General features: G+C 66.3%; 14 protein-coding genes. 6 read left to right on the forward strand and 8 right to left on the reverse strand.

Going from position 1 to position 16768, the window contains the following annotated elements; translation table 11 throughout:
* Positions 1-73: 73 nt before the first annotated feature.
* From EP380_RS12555 to EP380_RS12565, 3 genes are all read right to left on the reverse strand, one after another.
* On the reverse strand, positions 74-769 hold the full coding sequence (locus EP380_RS12555) for an orotate phosphoribosyltransferase (protein WP_106571763.1): 696 nt from the start codon (positions 767-769) through the stop codon (positions 74-76).
* A 45-nt stretch (positions 770-814) separates the two neighbouring features.
* The gene (pyrC, locus tag EP380_RS12560) at positions 815-1864 is read right to left on the reverse strand and encodes a dihydroorotase (protein WP_127598869.1); all 1050 of its coding nucleotides are present in this window, start codon (positions 1862-1864) and stop codon (positions 815-817) included.
* 203 nt (positions 1865-2067) lie between these two features.
* Complete coding sequence (locus EP380_RS12565) at positions 2068-3009, reverse strand: bifunctional helix-turn-helix transcriptional regulator/GNAT family N-acetyltransferase (RefSeq protein ID WP_127598870.1); 942 nt, start codon at positions 3007-3009, stop codon at positions 2068-2070.
* Between the two features lie 127 nt (positions 3010-3136).
* Between EP380_RS12565 and EP380_RS12570 the strand changes: the two genes are divergently transcribed.
* Positions 3137-4027, forward strand: a complete 891-nt coding sequence (locus EP380_RS12570) for an alpha/beta hydrolase family protein (protein WP_127598871.1) — start codon at positions 3137-3139, stop codon at positions 4025-4027.
* A gap of 14 nt (positions 4028-4041) precedes the next feature.
* On the opposite strand, the gene EP380_RS12575 is transcribed toward EP380_RS12570, so the two are convergent.
* Both EP380_RS12575 and EP380_RS12580 read right to left on the reverse strand, forming a co-directional pair.
* Positions 4042-7113 (reverse strand): efflux RND transporter permease subunit, encoded by a 3072-nt coding sequence (locus EP380_RS12575; protein WP_106571760.1) that lies wholly within the window; start codon positions 7111-7113, stop codon positions 4042-4044.
* A complete protein-coding gene (locus tag EP380_RS12580; protein ID WP_106571759.1) occupies positions 7110-8261 on the reverse strand; it encodes an efflux RND transporter periplasmic adaptor subunit in 1152 nt (383 codons plus the stop codon). The genes EP380_RS12575 and EP380_RS12580 overlap by 4 nt, the downstream gene beginning before the upstream one ends.
* Before the next feature lie 148 nt (positions 8262-8409).
* Here EP380_RS12580 and EP380_RS12585 point away from each other — a divergent pair, with 148 nt between their 5' ends.
* Positions 8410-8964, forward strand: a complete 555-nt coding sequence (locus tag EP380_RS12585) for a TetR/AcrR family transcriptional regulator (protein ID WP_106571854.1) — start codon at positions 8410-8412, stop codon at positions 8962-8964.
* 124 nt (positions 8965-9088) lie between these two features.
* On the opposite strand, the gene EP380_RS12590 is transcribed toward EP380_RS12585, so the two are convergent.
* On the reverse strand, positions 9089-10261 hold the full coding sequence (locus EP380_RS12590; RefSeq protein ID WP_127598872.1) for a Gfo/Idh/MocA family protein: 1173 nt from the start codon (positions 10259-10261) through the stop codon (positions 9089-9091).
* 11 nt (positions 10262-10272) lie between these two features.
* The gene (locus tag EP380_RS12595; RefSeq protein ID WP_127598873.1) at positions 10273-11331 is read right to left on the reverse strand and encodes a sugar phosphate isomerase/epimerase family protein; all 1059 of its coding nucleotides are present in this window, start codon (positions 11329-11331) and stop codon (positions 10273-10275) included.
* Between the two features lie 458 nt (positions 11332-11789).
* On the opposite strand from EP380_RS12595, the gene EP380_RS12600 reads away from it, so the two are divergent.
* From EP380_RS12600 to EP380_RS12615, 4 genes are read left to right on the forward strand one after another with little or no spacing between them, the layout of a single operon-like run.
* Complete coding sequence (locus EP380_RS12600) at positions 11790-12677, forward strand: sugar phosphate isomerase/epimerase family protein (protein ID WP_106571756.1); 888 nt, start codon at positions 11790-11792, stop codon at positions 12675-12677.
* 57 nt (positions 12678-12734) lie between these two features.
* Positions 12735-13901, forward strand: a complete 1167-nt coding sequence (locus tag EP380_RS12605; protein ID WP_106571755.1) for a mandelate racemase/muconate lactonizing enzyme family protein — start codon at positions 12735-12737, stop codon at positions 13899-13901.
* A 5-nt stretch (positions 13902-13906) separates the two neighbouring features.
* Positions 13907-14641 carry a FadR/GntR family transcriptional regulator gene (locus EP380_RS12610; protein ID WP_106571754.1) on the forward strand — a complete coding sequence of 245 codons (735 nt, stop codon included), beginning with the start codon at positions 13907-13909 and terminating at the stop codon, positions 14639-14641.
* Entirely contained in the window at positions 14634-15623 is a 990-nt protein-coding gene (locus EP380_RS12615; protein WP_127598874.1) for an NAD(P)-dependent oxidoreductase, read from the forward strand. Before EP380_RS12610 ends, EP380_RS12615 begins: the two co-directional genes overlap by 8 nt.
* A 61-nt stretch (positions 15624-15684) precedes the next feature.
* Here EP380_RS12615 and EP380_RS12620 read toward each other — a convergent pair whose 3' ends face one another.
* A complete protein-coding gene (locus EP380_RS12620; RefSeq protein WP_127598875.1) occupies positions 15685-16764 on the reverse strand; it encodes an ABC transporter ATP-binding protein in 1080 nt (359 codons plus the stop codon).
* Positions 16765-16768: the final 4 nt, after the last annotated feature.

Consider the following 16768-nt stretch of genomic DNA (forward strand, 5'->3'; position numbering starts at 1 on the left):
CCCCGAAAGCGTCTCGCCCGGGACAATGCCGTATTTTCGGCGCCGGTCAAATGCCGGCGTGCGGCCTACACGCTCAGCGCGCGATCTCGGCGATGCCGCCATGGGCCGCCGACCAGGCAAGCGGCGCCTTCAGAAAGCTCTCGACTTCGCCGAGCACATCTGGCGGGAACCGGCCCTCGTCCTTGCACACTTTCAAGACATCCCACCACGTCGCCAGATAATGCAGCCGCATCCCGGCCGCCTTCAGCCGCTCCGGCGCGTCGGGAAAAATATCGTAATAAAACACCGCGAACGTATCGGTGACGCGCGCGCCCGCCGCATTCAGCGCCTCGGCGAACTTGATCTTGCTGCCGCCATCCGTCGTCAGGTCCTCGACCAGAAGGATACGCCTGCCCTCGACCGGCGCCCCCTCGATCTGCGCGTCGCGGCCGAACCCCTTGGGTTTCTTGCGCACGTAGTGCATCGGCAGGCCGAGCGAGTCCGACAGCCAGGCCGCGAACGGAATGCCGGCCGTCTCGCCGCCGACCACGCCGTCGAACTGCTCGAAGCCGACATCGCGCAGGATCACCGACGCCGCGAAATCCGTCAGCGCGGCGCGAATGCGCGGATAGGAGATCAGCTTGCGGCAGTCGATATAGACCGGGCTCGCCAGCCCCGACGTGAACGTATAGGGCTCGTCGGCGCGGAAATGAACGGCCTCGATCTCGAGCAACATCCGCGCCACCGTGGTCGAGATCACCGCGCGGTCGGGAAACGTGTTGGAAAACATGGAGGCGTCCTTGGGCTGGTGGCGGTTCGTGCGACCGGTCGGGGCCTAGACGGCCTCGTCGGCCACGAACCAGTGAATCGGAAACATCGGGTCGAACACCGTCACCGGGCCCGCGCCCGTCTCGATGCGCGGCGGCAAGGCGATCGGGTCGGCGGCGCGTTTCAAAACCATGCGCTCCTCGTTCGCCGGCAAGCCGTAAAACGCCGGGCCGTTGAGCGAGGCGAAGGCCTCGAGCCGGTCGAGCGCCTCGTCCTCCTCGAACACATGCGCCAGGCACGCCATGGTGTTGATGGCCGAAAAGATGCCGGCGCAGCCGCAGGCCGTTTGCTTCGACGCATCGGTGTGGGGGGCGGAATCGGTTCCCAGGAAAAACCGCCCGTCGCCCGAGGTCGCCGCCGCGCGCAGCGCCAGCCGGTGGGTTTCGCGCTTGGCGACCGGAAGGCAGTAATAATGCGGGCGGATGCCGCCGGCCAGGATCGCGTTGCGGTTGATGATCAGGTGATGGGTGGTGATCGTGGCCGCAAGCCCGTCCGGATTGGCCAGCACGTAGTCGACGCCGTTCTTGGTCGTCACATGCTCCATCACCACCCGCAGGCCCGGCACGCGCCGGCGCAGCGGCTCCAGCACGCGGTCGATGAACACCGCCTCTCGGTCGAAAATGTCGACATCGGCGTCGGTCACCTCGCCGTGAATGCAAAGCGGCATGCCGATCTCCGCCATCCGTTCCAGCACCGGCACGACCTTGTCGATATCGCGCACGCCGCTTTGCGAATTGGTCGTCGCCCCGGCGGGATAAAGCTTGACCGCGCGCACCACGCCGTCGGCGAAGCCGCGCGCGACATCGTCGGCGTCGGTCGCCTCGGTCAGATAAAGCGTCATCAGCGGCTGGAACGTCGATCCCGGCGACAGCGCCATCTCGATGCGATTGCGATAGGCCGCGGCGTCGGCCGTGGTCACCACGGGCGGCACCAGGTTCGGCATGATGATCGCGCGCGAAAAATGCGCCGCCGTATAGGGCAGCACACCGGCCAGCATCGCGCCGTCGCGCAGATGCAGGTGCCAATCGTCGGGTCTGGTGATGGTGAGACTGTCCAAGCCGTGTGTCCGATCCTTGCGGTGCTCCGCTTTCCCGGCGGGCCGCGCGACCACGCAGCCGGCCGGTTCGAAGCGATAGCAGCCCAATGCCACGAAGCCGCCCCCGAAAAAACCGGCAAATACCCGAAATCCGCAACTTTGTGCCCGTCAGGCCCGCCGACACCGCGCGCTCCGGCGCCCGGACGGTTCCGGCCACGCACCGCTCAAAGCGCGAGGGTCCAGTTCTGGCCGACCAGATCCTGGCCGAAGGAATGGTGGTTTTCCTCCTCGACCAGCACGAAACCCGCCGCCTCGTAGATGCGCCTAGCGCTGTCGAGCACGTCGTTGGTCCACAAGGTCAGCGCCTGATAGTTCTTGGCGCGCGCGAAACGGATCACCTCCTCGACCAGCCGTCGGCCGATGCCCAGCCCGCGCGCCGAGGGCTCGACGTAAAGCAGCCGCAGCCTGGCGGTCGTGTCCGACGCTTTCATGCAAAAGATCGAACCGACCACCGCGCCGTGCCGCTCGGCAACCCAGGCGCGCTCCCGGGCCGGGTCGAACGTGTCCACGAAAGCCGAGACAATGCCGGCGATCAGCCCCTCGAACCGTTGGTCCAGGCCGTAATCGTCGTGATAGAGGCGGGCCTGGCGATGGATGATAAAGCCGAGGTCGCCCGGTTCGGGCGCCCGAAGCAGATAGGGCGCGGCGGCGTCCTCGTCCGGTCCGAGCACGGCGCGCACCGTGCGCATCGCTTCGACCAGCCGCCGCCGTTCGCTTTCGACAAACCGGCTGAGCAGCTTCGACACTTCGGCATCGGCGCCGCTTTCGAGCGGCGCGAACTCTTCCCGCCCCCGGCCCGTCAGCGCCAGCACGGACTGTCGCTGGTCGGTGTCGGATTTTTGCCGGACCAGCAAGCCGCGATCCTCGAGCTTTCTGAGGCAGCGGCTCAAATAGCCGGCATCGATTTCCAGGGCGCGCGCCAGAAGGCTCGCCGTCAGACCGTCGCGATGCGCCAGCTCGTAGAGAATGCGCGCCTCGGTCAGCGAAAAGGTCGAGTCCAGCAGCCCCTCGCTAAGCGCTCCGATTTGGCGCGTATAAAAGCGGTTGAAGGCACGCACGGCCGCGATCTGCGCGGATGCGACATCCTCTTGCTCTTGCTCGATCATGGCTGCCCCTTATTTGATGCTAAAATCAATAAAGTAATTGCCAAAGTCAATTATTTGATTTTTGACACGGCGCCTCTACCGTGCGGCTGCATCCGCCGGACGGCGGAACCGGCCACGGAAGGACATCATGACCCCGGATGAGCTCAAGCGCCTGATTGGCCTGCCGCGCGCGCGGCGCGCACCCGACGTCTCGGTGGTCGAGCGGTCCGAGGCGAGCGACCATATCGTCGAGCGCCTGGCATTCGACTTTGGTGACGGCCGGCCGGTGCGCGGGCTGCTGACGCGCCCGGCAGGCGCCGGCGGGCCGCACCCGGCAGTGCTTTACTGCCATGCTCACGGCAACAAATACGCGATCGGCGCCTCGGAACTTCTCGTCGGCCGGCCGAGTCTCATCGGTCCCTATGGGCCGCTTATGGCCAAAGCGGGCTTCGTGGCCCTGTCGCTCGACATGCCGACCTTCGGCGAGCGGGCCGACGAGACCGAAAACGCCCTCGCCAAGGCCTTGCTGTGGCGCGGCGCCACGCTGATAGGGTTGATGCTTGCCGACCTGCTCGCCGGCTTCGATCACCTGGCCGCGCGCCCCGACGTCGACGCGACCCGCATCGCCACGTTCGGCCTGTCTATGGGCGCGACCCACGCCTATTTTCTGGCCGCCATCGAGCCGCGCGTGGCACGCGCGGCGCACCTATGCGCCTATGCCGACCTCGAAAGCCTGGTCGAGACCGGCGCCCACGACCTGCACGGTCACTACATGACGGTACCCGGCCTGCTTGCCGCCACCTCGACCGGGCGCATCGCCGGCATGGTCGCCCCGCGCCCGCAACTGATCTGCACCGGCGACCATGATCCGCTCACCCCGCCCGACGCCGTCGACACCGCCTACCGGCAGACACGCGCCGCCTATCGCGCCGCCGGCGCGGCCGGCGCGCTCGTGCGCCTGTCGCAGCCCGAGACCGGACATGAGGAAACCCCGCAAATGCGCCGCGCAGTGCTCGATTTCCTCTCCGCCATGCGCTGAGGGGCGCGCCCGCCCTACTCGGCCGGCGCGGCGATCTGCGGCTGCTCGGGCTCCGGCGCCAGTTCGCGCCGGGTGATCAGGGTGTAGAACATCGGCACGACGAACAGCGTGAACAGCGTGCCGACCAGGATGCCGGAAAAGATCACCAGCCCCATGGAATAGCGCGCCGCAGCACCCGCACCCTGCGCCGTGATCAGCGGCACGACGCCCAGCGCCATCGCCGCCGTGGTCATCAGGATCGGCCTGAGGCGCACCTTTGCCGAGGCGATGATCGCCGCGAACCGATCGAGCCCGTGCTCGTGGCGCTGCTGATTGGCGAACTCGACCAGCAGGATTCCGTGCTTGGTGATCAGGCCGATCAGCGTGATCAGCCCGACCTGGGTGTAGATGTTGAGCGTACCCAGGCCGAGATTGAGCGGCACGATTGCGCCGAAGATCGACAGGGGCACCGACATCATGATGATGAACGGATCGCGGAAACTCTCGAACTGCGCCGCAAGCACCAGATAGATGACGATCAGGGCGAGACCGAAGGCAAGCAGGATCGTGTTGCCCTGCTCGGCCTCGAGCCGCGACTGGCCCGAATAGTCGATGAAGAACCCGTTCGGCATCAGGCCCTCCGCGATCTCGACGATCGTCGACAGCCCGTCGCCCGTGGTGACGCCCGGCAAAGGCAGGGCCGAGATCGTGGCCGAGTTCAACTGGTTGAACTGCTCGATCGCCGAGGGAGCGGCATTGGTGTCGATCGACACGACCGCCGACAGGGGCACCATCTCGCCGGTGGCGCTGCGCACGAAGAATTCGCCGATGCGATGCGGATTGTCGCGATAGTCCTGCGGCACCTGGGTGATGATGTCGTAGCTGTTGGATTCACGGTCGAACTGGGCCACGGCCCCGCCACCGACCAGCAGGCTGAGCGTGGTGCCGATATCGCGGATCGGCAGGTTGAGCGCGGCTGCCCTGTCGCGGTCGATGGTTACGGTGACCTGCGGCGCGTCGAAGGCGAGTGAGTTCTGCACCACGATGAAGCGTCCGCTCGCCTCGGCCTCGCGCTTGATCTGCTCGGCGACCTCGAACACCTGGCTCGATTCGCCGGTCGCCCGGATGACGACGGAGATCGGCAGACCGCCGCCCGAACCCGGCAGCGAGGGCGGTGCGAACACCAGGGCTTGCACGCCGGCGATTTCCGACAGTCTCGCGGTGATGTCGGCCTGGATTTCCGCTTGCGACCGCTCGCGCTCGGCCCAGTCCTTGAACGACCAGACCGCGATGGCGCTGTTGGTCTGCCCGCCCAGGCCGACGATGGAGAAATTGGCGTCCAGCTCCGGCAGGTCCTTGGTCAGTTCCCGCATCTGCTCGGTGTAAAGCTTGGTATAGTTGGTGGTCGCGTAGCGCGGCGCGTTGACGAGCGCGAACAGCGCGCCCGAATCCTCTTCCGGCGCCAGCTCGCTGGACGTCTTGGTAAACAGATAGCCGGTCAGGCCGAGCAGCACCGCCACGATCATGAAGGTGACGGCCCGGTAGTTCAGCGAACCGGCCACGAGCCGCTCGTAGACATTGGCCACTCGCTCGAACGTGCCGTCGACGATGCGCTGGAAACGGCTGTGATTGCCGGCCTTGAGCAGGCGCGCCGACATCATCGGCGTGATCGTCAGCGCGACGATGCCCGAAATGATGACAGCACCGGCGAGCGTGAACGCGAATTCGCGAAACAGCGAGCCGGTCAGGCCGCCGGTAAAGCCGAGCGGAGCGAACACGGCGGCAAGCGTGATCGTCATTGCCACGACCGGGCCGGTGATCTCGCGCATGCCGCGATAGGCCGCCTGAATCGGGCTCATGCCCTCCTCGATGTGGCGGTGGATGTTTTCCACCACCACGATCGCGTCGTCGACCACCAGGCCGATCGCCAGCACCATCGCAAGCAGCGACAGGAGGTTGATCGAATAGCCCAGCACCAAGAGCAGAAAACACACGCCGATCAGCGACAGCGGGATGGTCACGATCGGCATCAGCACCGAGCGGAACGAGCCGAGGAAGAGCAGGATCACCAGGATGACGATCACCACCGCTTCGGCGATCGTCTTGAAAACCTCCTCGATCGAGGCGCTGATCGTCTCGGTGGCGTCATAGACCATGGTCGCCGTCATGCCCTCGGGCAGGCTCGCCTGGATTGCGGGCAGTTCCTTGAGCACGGCCGCCGACGTGTCGAGCGGATTGGCCGACGGGGTCGGGAAGATACCGACGAAGGTGCCCGGCTTGCCGTTGAAGCTCACCACCGTGTCGGTGCTTTCGGCCGCCAGTTCCACGTGCGCCACCTCGCCCAGCCGAACGACGTCGTCGCCCGACGCCCTCAGGGGCAATGCGGCGAACGCCTCCGGCGTCTGCAGTGTCGATTTCAGCGTGATCGAATGGGCGACATACTCGTTCTCGACCTTGCCGGGCGCCGACAGGAAGTTCGAGGCGTTGATGGCGTTGAGCATTTCGGCCGCGGTGATACCGCGCGCGGCGAGCCGCACCGGATCGACCCAGACCCGCATCGAATACTCCGCCGCCCCCAGGATCTGCGCCTCGGCCACGCCCTCGACCGTCGACAGGCGCGGCCGGATGACCCGGTCGAGATATTCGGTCAGCTGTTCGGCGGACATGTTGGGGTTCTGCATCGCCAGATACATGATCGCGAATTGCTGGCCCGTGCCCTTGACGATGGTCGGATCGCGCGCATCCGTCGGCAGGTTGCCGCGCACCTCCTGCACCTTCGACATCACCTCCGTCAGCGCGACGTCGGGGTCCGCGCCCAATTCCATCTGCACCGTCACCACGCTCGCCGACGGCCGGCTTTGCGAGGTGACGTAGTCGACATTCTCCGTCGTCGACACGGCCGCGGCGATCGGCGCGGTGATGAAGCCCTGGATCAGTTCGGCGCTGGCGCCGGGATAGATGGTGGTAACGGTGATCACCGTCTCCTCGACCTGCGGATATTGCCGCACGGTGAGGTTCATCATGCCCTGGAAGCCGAGCAGCAGGATCAGGAAGCCGACCACCGTCGACAGGACGGGGCGGCGAATGAAGATGTCGGAAAAATTCATTGCGCGGCCGCCTCCCCGGAGCGGGCCGCCGCCGGCTCGACGCTGTTGTCGACCGCGACCGGGCCGTTATTGGTCAGCCGGTTCTGTCCGGCGGTGACGACCTCGTCGCCCGCCGATACGCCCGAGACGATCTCGATCACGCCGCCGGCCCGGCGCCCGGTCTTGACGAAGACCTGCCGCGCGATCAGGGCCGGCCCGTCATCGGCGCCATCGCCGTCGGAAGCCTCGGCCGCATCCTCGGCCGGCGCGACCACGAACAGATAGTCGCCGTAAAGGCTGGTGATGAGCGCCGTCTGCGGCACCACCAGAACGTCGCCCTCGGCCGGCAGTTCCACCCGCACCTGGACGAACTGGCCGGGGCTCAGCCGCCCGCCGGCGTCGGTGATTTCGGCGCGCAGCGCGACCAGCCGCGTCTGCGGGTCGACGCGCGGCTCGATGCCGGTGACTTTTCCGGAAAAGTCGAGACTGTCCTCGGACAGGCCGTAGCGGACGGGCAGGCCGATCTCCAAAAGCGGCAGATTCTGCTCCGGCACGCTGAAATCGGCGCGCAACGTGTCCAGGTCCTGCAGCGTCGCCACCGTGTTGCCGGGCGCGATATATTGGCCCTTTTCCACCCGCGGAATGCCGATCGTGCCCGAAAACGGCGCCATGAGCTCCTTCTGGGCAAGCACGGCCTCGAGCTTGGCGACCTGCGAGGCCGAGGCCGTCGCCGCCGCCTGCGCGCTTTCCACCGCCGTCTCCGACCCCACGCCGCGCTTCAACAATTCCTGCGCGCGCGTCAAAACCTGTTTGTCGAGCTGCGCCTTGGCGCGCGCGGCTTCCAGGTCGGCGCGCTGCACATTGTTGTCGAGCACGACCAGGGTCTGTCCCTCTTCGACGCGATCGTTGGCCTCGAACCGGACATCCTGGACGATGCCCGTCGTCTCGACCGTCAGATCGACGCCGCGCGCTGCCCCGACCGTGCCGATCGCCTGGATCCGCGGCGTCCAGGTCAGCGATTCGACCTTTGCCGTCGACACCGTCACCGCCGGCCGCGGCCGATTGGCGAAGAACTGGCTGATCGCCTGGTCCCTGAACATGTTGAAACCGACGAGACCGCCCGCAACCAGCGCGACGAGAACCAGGGCGATAAGGAAGCGTTTGACCATGCGGGGCGGGCTCCGGCAGTTAGGGTCTGGGTATGCTACTCGCTGACGAGACATCCGGCGAGGGCAAAGCCGTTTCGGGCGCTTGCGCGTCGGAGCGCTTAACTGTACCGTCTGGTCGGTAAAGTCAACAGCGATGGGTACGGTTTCGATGGCGCCAAGACGCCCTTCCTCGCGTGCGAAAATACTGAAGGCGGCCGCCGATGTCGCCCGCGAGGCCGGCATCGGCCATTTCTCGCTCGACGCGGTCGCCGCGCGCGCCGGCCTGTCGAAGGGCGGCTTGCTCTACAATTTCCCCTCCAAGTCGAAATTGCTGGAAGCGCTGGTCGAGGAGCATTTGATCGAGGTCGAGGCCGAATTGAGCGACCACGCCGCGCGCCGCGCCGGCAGCCCCAATGCGCTCGCGACCGCGTTTCTGGCCCTCGCCCGCGATCAGGATCGCCCGCAGGATCAACCGCCGTCCGGCCTACTGGCCGCCCTGGCGGAAGATCCGGGTTTCCTCGAGCCGGTGCTGCGCTTCCACCGTCACACGCTCACGCGCATGACCGCCACGGCAAGCGATCCGCATATGGTGCTGGTCGCCTTCCTGGCCGTCGAAGGGCTGCGGCTGACGCGCCTGCTCGGCCTCGACGTGCTCGACGCCTCGGAGCGCGCCAGCGCCTACGCCAAGCTCGAATCGCTGCTGGCTGCCACCACGCCGGCCTGACATCCGCGCCAGGCTTTGCGGTTTTTCGATGGGTTCGGCGCGGCCGCCAGGGTCGGCCGCCGCCCGCCCCGGGGCGATCCCGGCAGAGAGCCGACCATGCCCCGGACGCGCCGGGAAAGCCGCCTCAAAGCGTCGTCCAGGCGCCGTCCCGCTGCGAAGATTTCACACAGGCCTCCACGAAGGCGACGCCTTCCACCCCGTCCTCCACGCTCGGATAGAGGACGGCGCCATCGACCGAGCCGCCCGCACCCCGCGCGGCGCGGATCGCCCGGGCCGCCTCGGCATAGATATTGGCAAACCCTTCGAGATAGCCTTCTGGATGCCCCGGCGGCACGCGCGAAAGCCGTCCCGCCGCCTCGCCCGCGCCCGCGCCGTTGCGCGTGATCAGCCGCTTCGGCGCGCCGAACGGCGTGAACCACAAATGGTTCGGGTGCTCCTGCTCCCACTCCAGCCCGCCTTTGGTGCCGTAGACCCGCAGCTTCAGCGCGTTCTCGTTGCCGGGCGCGACCTGGCTCACCCACAGCATGCCTTTCGCCCCGCCCTTGAAGCGCAGCATCACATGCGCGTTGTCGTCGAGCGGCCGGCCGTCGACGAACGCCGTCAGATCGGCGGCCAGGCTGTCGAGGTCGAGCCCGGTCACGAAGCGGGCAAGATTGAAGGCATGCGTCCCGATATCGCCGGTCGCGCCGCCGACGCCCGAGCGCGCGGGGTCGGTGCGCCACGAGGCCTGTTTCTGGCCGGTGCCCTCCAGCTTCTCGGTCAGCCAGTCCTGCGGATATTCGACCTGGACCACGCGCAGGTCGCCAAGTTCGCCCCCGGCCACCATCGCGCGCGCCTGCCGCACCATCGGGTAACCGGTATAATTATGCGTCAGCACGAACACTTTGCCGGTTTGCTTCACCAGCGCGGCAAGTTTTTTCGCGTCCTCGAGATTGGCGGTCATCGGCTTGTCGCAGATGACGTGAATGCCCGCCTCCAGAAACACCTTGGCGGCCGGATAGTGCATGTGGTTGGGGGTGACGATCGCCACCGCCTCGATGCCGTCGGCCCGCGCCGCCTCCGCCTTCGCCATCTCCTCGAAAGAGCCGTAGCCGCGTTCGGGATCGATCCCGAGCTCGGCCGCCGAGGCGCGCGCGCGCTCGGGATCGGAGGAGAGCGCGCCCGCCACCAGCGCGAACTCGCCGTCGAGCCGGCCTGCGATGCGGTGCACCGCGCCGATGAAGGCGCCCTGCCCGCCGCCGACCATGCCGTAGCGGATCGGTCCGTCGCCCGCCTGTGCCTTTGATGCGCCGACCATGACGGCCCTCCCTATTCGATCCCCATCATCTTCTTCAGCGCCGCCTCGTCGACCTCGCCGCCGGCGAAATCGTCGAAGGCCCGCTCGGTCACCCGGATGATGTGCTGCTCGATGAACGGCGCCCCCTCGGCCGCCCCGTCCTCGGGATGCTTCAGGCAGCACTCCCATTCCAGCACCGCCCAGGAGGCGTAATCATATTGCGCAAGCTTGGAGAAGATGCCGGCGAAATCGACCTGGCCGTCGCCCAGCGAACGGAACCGCCCGGCCCGCTCGACCCAGCCCTGATAACCCGAATAGACACCCTGGCGCCCGGTCGGATTGAACTCGGCATCCTTCACGTGGAAGGCCCTGATATGCTCGTGATAGATGTCGATGAAGGCGAGATAGTCGAGCTGCTGCAGCAGGAAATGCGACGGATCGTAGTTGATGGCGCAGCGCTTGTGGCCGCCGACCGCGTCCAAAAACATCTCGAAGGTCGCGCCGTCGAACACGTCCTCGCCCGGATGGATCTCGTAGCCGAGATAAACGCCGTTTTCTTCGTAGGCGTCGAGGATCGGTTTCCAGCGCCGGCCGAGTTCCGCGAACGCCTCTTCGATCAGCCCGGCCGGGCGTTGCGGCCAGGGATAGAGATAGGGAAAGGCGAGCGCGCCGGTAAACGACACCGACACGTCTAGACCGAGATTGCGCGAGGCCTTGGCCGCCATCGTCACCTGGTCGGCGGCCCATTTCTGGCGCGCTTTAGGGTTGTTGTGCACGTCGGCCGGCGCGAACGCGTCGAACGCGCTGTCATAGGCTGGATGCACGGCGACGAGCTGGCCCTGCAAATGCGTCGAAAGCTCCGTCACCTCGACGCCGGCTTCCGCGCAGACGCCCTTGACCTCGTCGCAATAATCCTTCGAGCTTGCCGCCTTCTTGAGATCGAACAGACGTCCGTCCCAGGTCGGGATCTGAACGCCTTTGTAGCCAAGGCCGGCGGCCCATTTGGCGATCGCCGGCAGCGAATTGAACGGCGCGTCGTCGCCGGCGAACTGCGCGAGAAAAATCGCCGGGCCCTTCATTGTCGTCGGCATGGTCTCCTCCCTCTTGGGCTTGCCTGGTCGGCGTGGTCGTACCGGGACCGCACCCGAAGCGGGCAGCATCGCCATGCTCCCCGCACCGTTTGGCGCGCCCTCCTCCCGGGGGGAGCAAGTGTCCAGTCGCGCCGTGTCCGGGAGACCCGCGATCGCGACTGGACATTACCCCGCTCGCATTTTTGGTATTACCAAATTTTCCGTCAGGGTCAAGCCATGCGCCACAAGGCGATTTTGCGCCACAAGGCGCATAATCTTTTTTTTAATCCATGTTTTTCATAGATTTAGACCAAAAATCAGACTCACTGCCGCACATGCTTGCGACCGGTTTGGAAATCCGCTAGAAAAACACCAACGCCAGACTGGTCCAACCAGTTTGCCAGTCAGGCCGTTTCGAGGGAGGAGAGCGTGCGCCCGTGGCGGCGGCGCTCGCAAGCGATTTTGGAGAAGGACGGACCATGCACCTTTCGACGCACAACTGGATGCGCGCCGAGCCGCTCGAGCGCACGCTCGCCCGGATCAAGAAGTTCGGCTACGAATCGATCGAGATTTCCGGTGAACCCACCCAGTACGACACCAAGGAGACGCGCGCCCTGCTCAAGGAGCATGGCATCCGCTGCTGGGGCGCGGTGACGCTGACGCTCGGCGAACGCAATCTCGCCGCCAAGGACCCCGCCCAGCGCGCCGCCTCGGTCGACTACGTCAAGAGCGTGATCACCATGGTCAACGAGCTTGAGGGCGAAATGATCACCCTGGTGCCCTGCACCGTCGGCAAGGTGGTCCCCGACGCCACGGAGGAAGAGGAGTGGCAATGGGTGGTCGAATCGACCAAGGAGTGTTTCGAACATGCGCAGAAGAAGGGGGTTCGCGTCGCCGTCGAGCCGCTGAACCGGTTCGAGACCTATCTGTTCAACCGCTGCGCCCAGGCCTTGGCGCTCGCCGACGCGGTCAGCCCCGAATGCGGGGTCTGCCTCGACGCCTTCCATCTCAACATCGAGGAAGCCGACATCTATGACGCGATCAGGCTTGCCGGCGACCGGCTGTTCGACTTCCACGTCGCCGACAACAACCGTTTCGCGGCCGGGCTCGGCCATCTCGACTGGGCCAAGATCGTCGCCACGCTGAAGGAGATCGGCTATGACGGCGCACTGACCAACGAGTTCGTTGCGCCCGTCGACCGGACGCCGGCGGCGATCTATCCCGACATGGTCGACCGCAATCCGAGCGACATCCCGCCCGAACAGCTCAAATTCATCCAGGATCACGGATCGAGCGTGCTGACGGAGGCATTTTATGCCGACCAGATGCGCATCACGGCGGAAACCATCCTGCCCCTGATCCGCTAGGATCGGGACGGATTCGGCCGTTCCCGCCGCGACTGCGGGAACGGCACGGGGAACAAGATGCGTATAGCGCGTATTGAAGCTTGGTGGGTGCGCGTTCCCATCGAAAGGAAAAACCAGCATCGAAGCGATTTCGGACAGATCGCGACATTCGATGCCGCCATCGTTCGGGTGGAAACCGAGTGCGGGATCGTCGGCTGGGGCGAAGGCAAGAACGCCGCCGGCAGCGCCGGCGAATATGCCGCCCTGGTCCATTTGATCAACCGCGAGGTCGCGCCGGCGCTGATCGGCCGCGACCCGCGCGAGCCGGGCGTGATCTGGGAAACGCTGTATAACGGCGTGCGTCACCAGACCGCCGCGCGCGCCGGCCACGCCATGCCGCAACTGGCCCGGCGCGGCCACACGCTGGCCGCCATCAGCGCCATCGACATCGCGCTGTGGGACATTTTGGGCAAGCATCTGGGCGCGCCGGTTTGGCGGCTTCTGGGCGGACGCAAGGCCGACAGGCTGCCCGCCTATGCATCGGGCGGCTGGGCCGGCGTCGACACGATCGGCGAGCAGCTTTCGTCCTATATCGAAAAAGGCGGATTCCGCGCGGTAAAGATGCGCGTCGGCGCGATCGACGGCCCGCCGCACGTCTCGGCCGCGCGCGTGCGCGCCGCACGTGAAGCGCTTGGCCCCGGCGTCGACATCATGGTCGACGCGCACGGCACCTTCAATGTCGGCGACGCCAAGCGTTTCGCCGCCCTGGTCGCGGATCAGGACGTCGCCTGGTTCGAGGAACCGGTGATCGCCGACGACAAGCCCGGCATGGCCGAGATACGCGCGGCCTGCTCGATCCCGATCGCCGCCGGCGAGAGCGAGGCGACGCGGTTCGCCTTTCGCGATCTCGCGGTCCTGCGCGCCGCGGACATCTTCCAGCCCGATCTCGGCTTTTGCGGCGGCATCAGCGAGGGATGGAAGATCGCCGCGATCGCCTCCAGCTTCAATTTGCGTCTCGCCCCGCATCTGTGGGCCGGCGCACCGTGCTTCTTCGCCGGCCTGCATCTATGTGCCGCATCCCCGGCAAGCTTCATCATCGAATATTCGCTTGGCGCCAATCCGATGATACACGACCTCGTCGAGGAGACGATTTCCGTGCAAGACGGCATGATCGATGTTCCGGACCGACCCGGTCTCGGTTTTACCATCTCGGAGGACTATGTGAGAAAATACGCGGTGGACTGAATGGAATGACTGAAAAAAGCCTGCTCGCCGACCTGGCCGCCTACCTGTTTGCCCATACCGACAAGCAGAGCGCGCGCACGCCCTCCGAGCGTGAGCTCGCCGAGCACTTTTGCGTCAGCCGCGGCCAGATCCGCGAGGCGCTCGCCATTCTCGAAGCCATGCAGATCGTGGAGCGGCGCGCCAAATCCGGCATCTACCTGACCCAGAGCCGGGCGAGCGTGGAAGCGCTGGCGCTGTTTGCGCGCGCCGGGCTGCCGCTCGACCCGGTGCAGATCTACGAGGCGGTGGAACTGCGCAAGATCCACGAGATCAAGGCCTCCGAACTCGCCTGCGAGCGTGCCACGGAAGAAAACTATCAGGCGCTGCGCGCCGTGCTCGACCGCTCCGAAAAGCGGCTGGCGGCGGGCGAATCGCTCAACAAGGAAGATCGCGACTTCCATCTCGAGATCGTCCGCGCGACCAAGAACAGCGTGTTTTACCGTGTGTGCAGCGTCTATTACGTGATGGGCGAAGCCAGGCTGCCGGTCTATTTCAGCGATCCCGAGCGGGGCCGGAAATCCCATGCCGAGCATCTGCAGATCTTCGATGCGCTGGTGCGCCGCGACGGCAATCTGGCCCAGGCGCTGATGAGCGCGCATCTTCAGGGCGCGGAAAGCTACTGGAAGGGCTTGATCGAGCGCGGCACGACGGTGGACGGTTCGGGACCGGCCAACCCCGATCCGCAGCTTGAGAATGTCTGACAAAACCCCGCTCGTCCTGTCCACCCACCCGCTTCACCCGCAGGCCGAGGCCAAGCTGGAGGGGCAGGCCCGGCTGGCGGTCGCCTCCGCGCTCGACGCCGAGACGCTCGTCCGCGAGGCCGAGGCGGCCGAAATCGTCATCGTGCGCACGCCGCTGCCGGCGCACCTGTTCGAACGGGCAACCAGGCTGCGCGCGGCGGTGCGCCACGGTGCCGGGCTCGACATGATCCCGGTCGAGGCGGCGACGGCCGCCGGCGTACTGGTCGCCAACGTGCCGGGCGTCAACGCCCGCACCGTGGCCGAACATGTGCTGTTTGCCGCCATGGCGCTGTTGCGCCGCTTCCGCCTGGTCGACCGCGACCTGCGCACCAAGGGCTGGCTCGCCGGTCGCGCCCATGCCGTTGTCACCAACGAGCTTTCCGGCCGCACGATCGGCATTGTCGGCATGGGCAATATCGGCCGCACCGTCGGCGAGATCGCCACCCGGGGCTTCGGCCTCGACGTGATCGCCAACAGCCGCAATCCGCGCTCCGTTCCCGACACCATTCCCTATCGCGAAATCGACGCGCTGGTGGCCGAAAGCGATATTGTGGTGCTGTGCTGTCCGCTGACGGACGAAACGCGCGGGCTGATCGACGCCCGGCGCCTTGCGCGCATGAAGCGCGAGACCATCCTCGTCAACGTCGCGCGCGGACCGGTGATCGACGAGGCCGCGCTGGTGGAGGCGCTGCGAAACGACCGGATCGGCGGTGCGGCGCTCGACGTCTTCGACACCCAGCCCCTGCCCGCCGACCATCCGCTCCTGGCGCTCGACAACGTGGTGCTGACGCCGCACATGGCCGGCATCACCGAGGAAAGCATGGCCCGCATGGGCCTTGGCGCGGTGGAGGAGAGCCTGCGCATCCTGGCCGGCGAGCTGCCGGTCAATTTCTGCAACCCGGACGCCGAGCCGCGCTACCGGGCCCGCTTTCCGCGCGCGTGAGACGCACCTTTTCGCCGGCCGCTGGCAACGAGCTCCGCAGCCCGCCGCGGCGCGCGAAGTCCTACGAGGCGTGGCGCAGGCTGAGACCGGAGACCCGGTCGAAGAAGTGGACTTTCTCGGGGTCCCAGGCAAACCGCACCTGCTCGTCATAGGCGACCTTGGTCTGGGCCGAGACCGTCGCCCTGAGCACCGACGCGCCGGCATGCAGGGTCAGGATCTTTTCCACGCCATGATCCTCGATGTCGTGGATCGTGGCTTGGCCCGGCGCATCGGCGTCGAGCCGCACATCCTCGGGGCGAATGCCGAAGGTCAGGTCGCGGCCGGCGACCGAGCCGTTGAGCGTGCCGGCGAGCGGCAGCGTCTGGCCGGCCCGCGACAGCGCCGCGCCGCCATCCTCCACCTTGCCGTCGAGCAGGTTCATCGGCGGCGAGCCGACCGCGCGGGCGACGAACGTGTTGCGCGGGCGGGAATAGATTTCCTGCGGCGTGCCGATCTGGACCAGGCGTCCCTCGTTGAGCACGCCGATCTTGTCGCCCATCGACATCGCCTCGACCTGGTCATGGGTGACGAACAGGAAGGTCGCGCCGAGATTCATCTGCAGGTTCTTCAACTGCGTGCGCAGCGCCTCGCGCAGCTTGGCGTCGAGCGCCGACAGCGGTTCGTCCATCAAGAAAACGCGCGGCTCGCGCACGATGGCGCGCCCGATCGACACGCGCTGCATCTCGCCGCCGGACAGGCGGTCCGTCTTGCGCTCGAGCAGGTGTTCGATCCGCAAAACCTTGGCGACTCGGGCCACTTTTTCGTCGATTTCGGCGCGCGGCGTGGCGCGAATCTTCGATTTCAGCGGAAATTCGAGATTTTCGCGCACGGTATAGCGCGGATAAAGCGAATATTGCTGCAAAACCAGCGCGACATCGCGCTCGGCCGGGCCCCAATCGTTCACCCGTTCGCCGTCGATGAGCACCTCACCCGTCGTCGGCGCCTCCAGGCCGGCGATCACGCGCAGCGTGGTCGTCTTGCCGGCACCGGTTTCGCCGAGCAGCACGAAAAATTCGCCGTCGGCGATCTCCACGTCGAGATTCTTCAGCGCCGTGTGGCTACCGAATTTCTTGCTGATGTTCTTGAGCTGGATATGGGCCATGCGT

Origin of the sequence: Nitratireductor alexandrii (assembly GCF_004000215.1) — a bacterium.
Taxonomy (GTDB): Bacteria; Pseudomonadota; Alphaproteobacteria; order Rhizobiales; family Rhizobiaceae; genus Mangrovimarina; species Mangrovimarina alexandrii.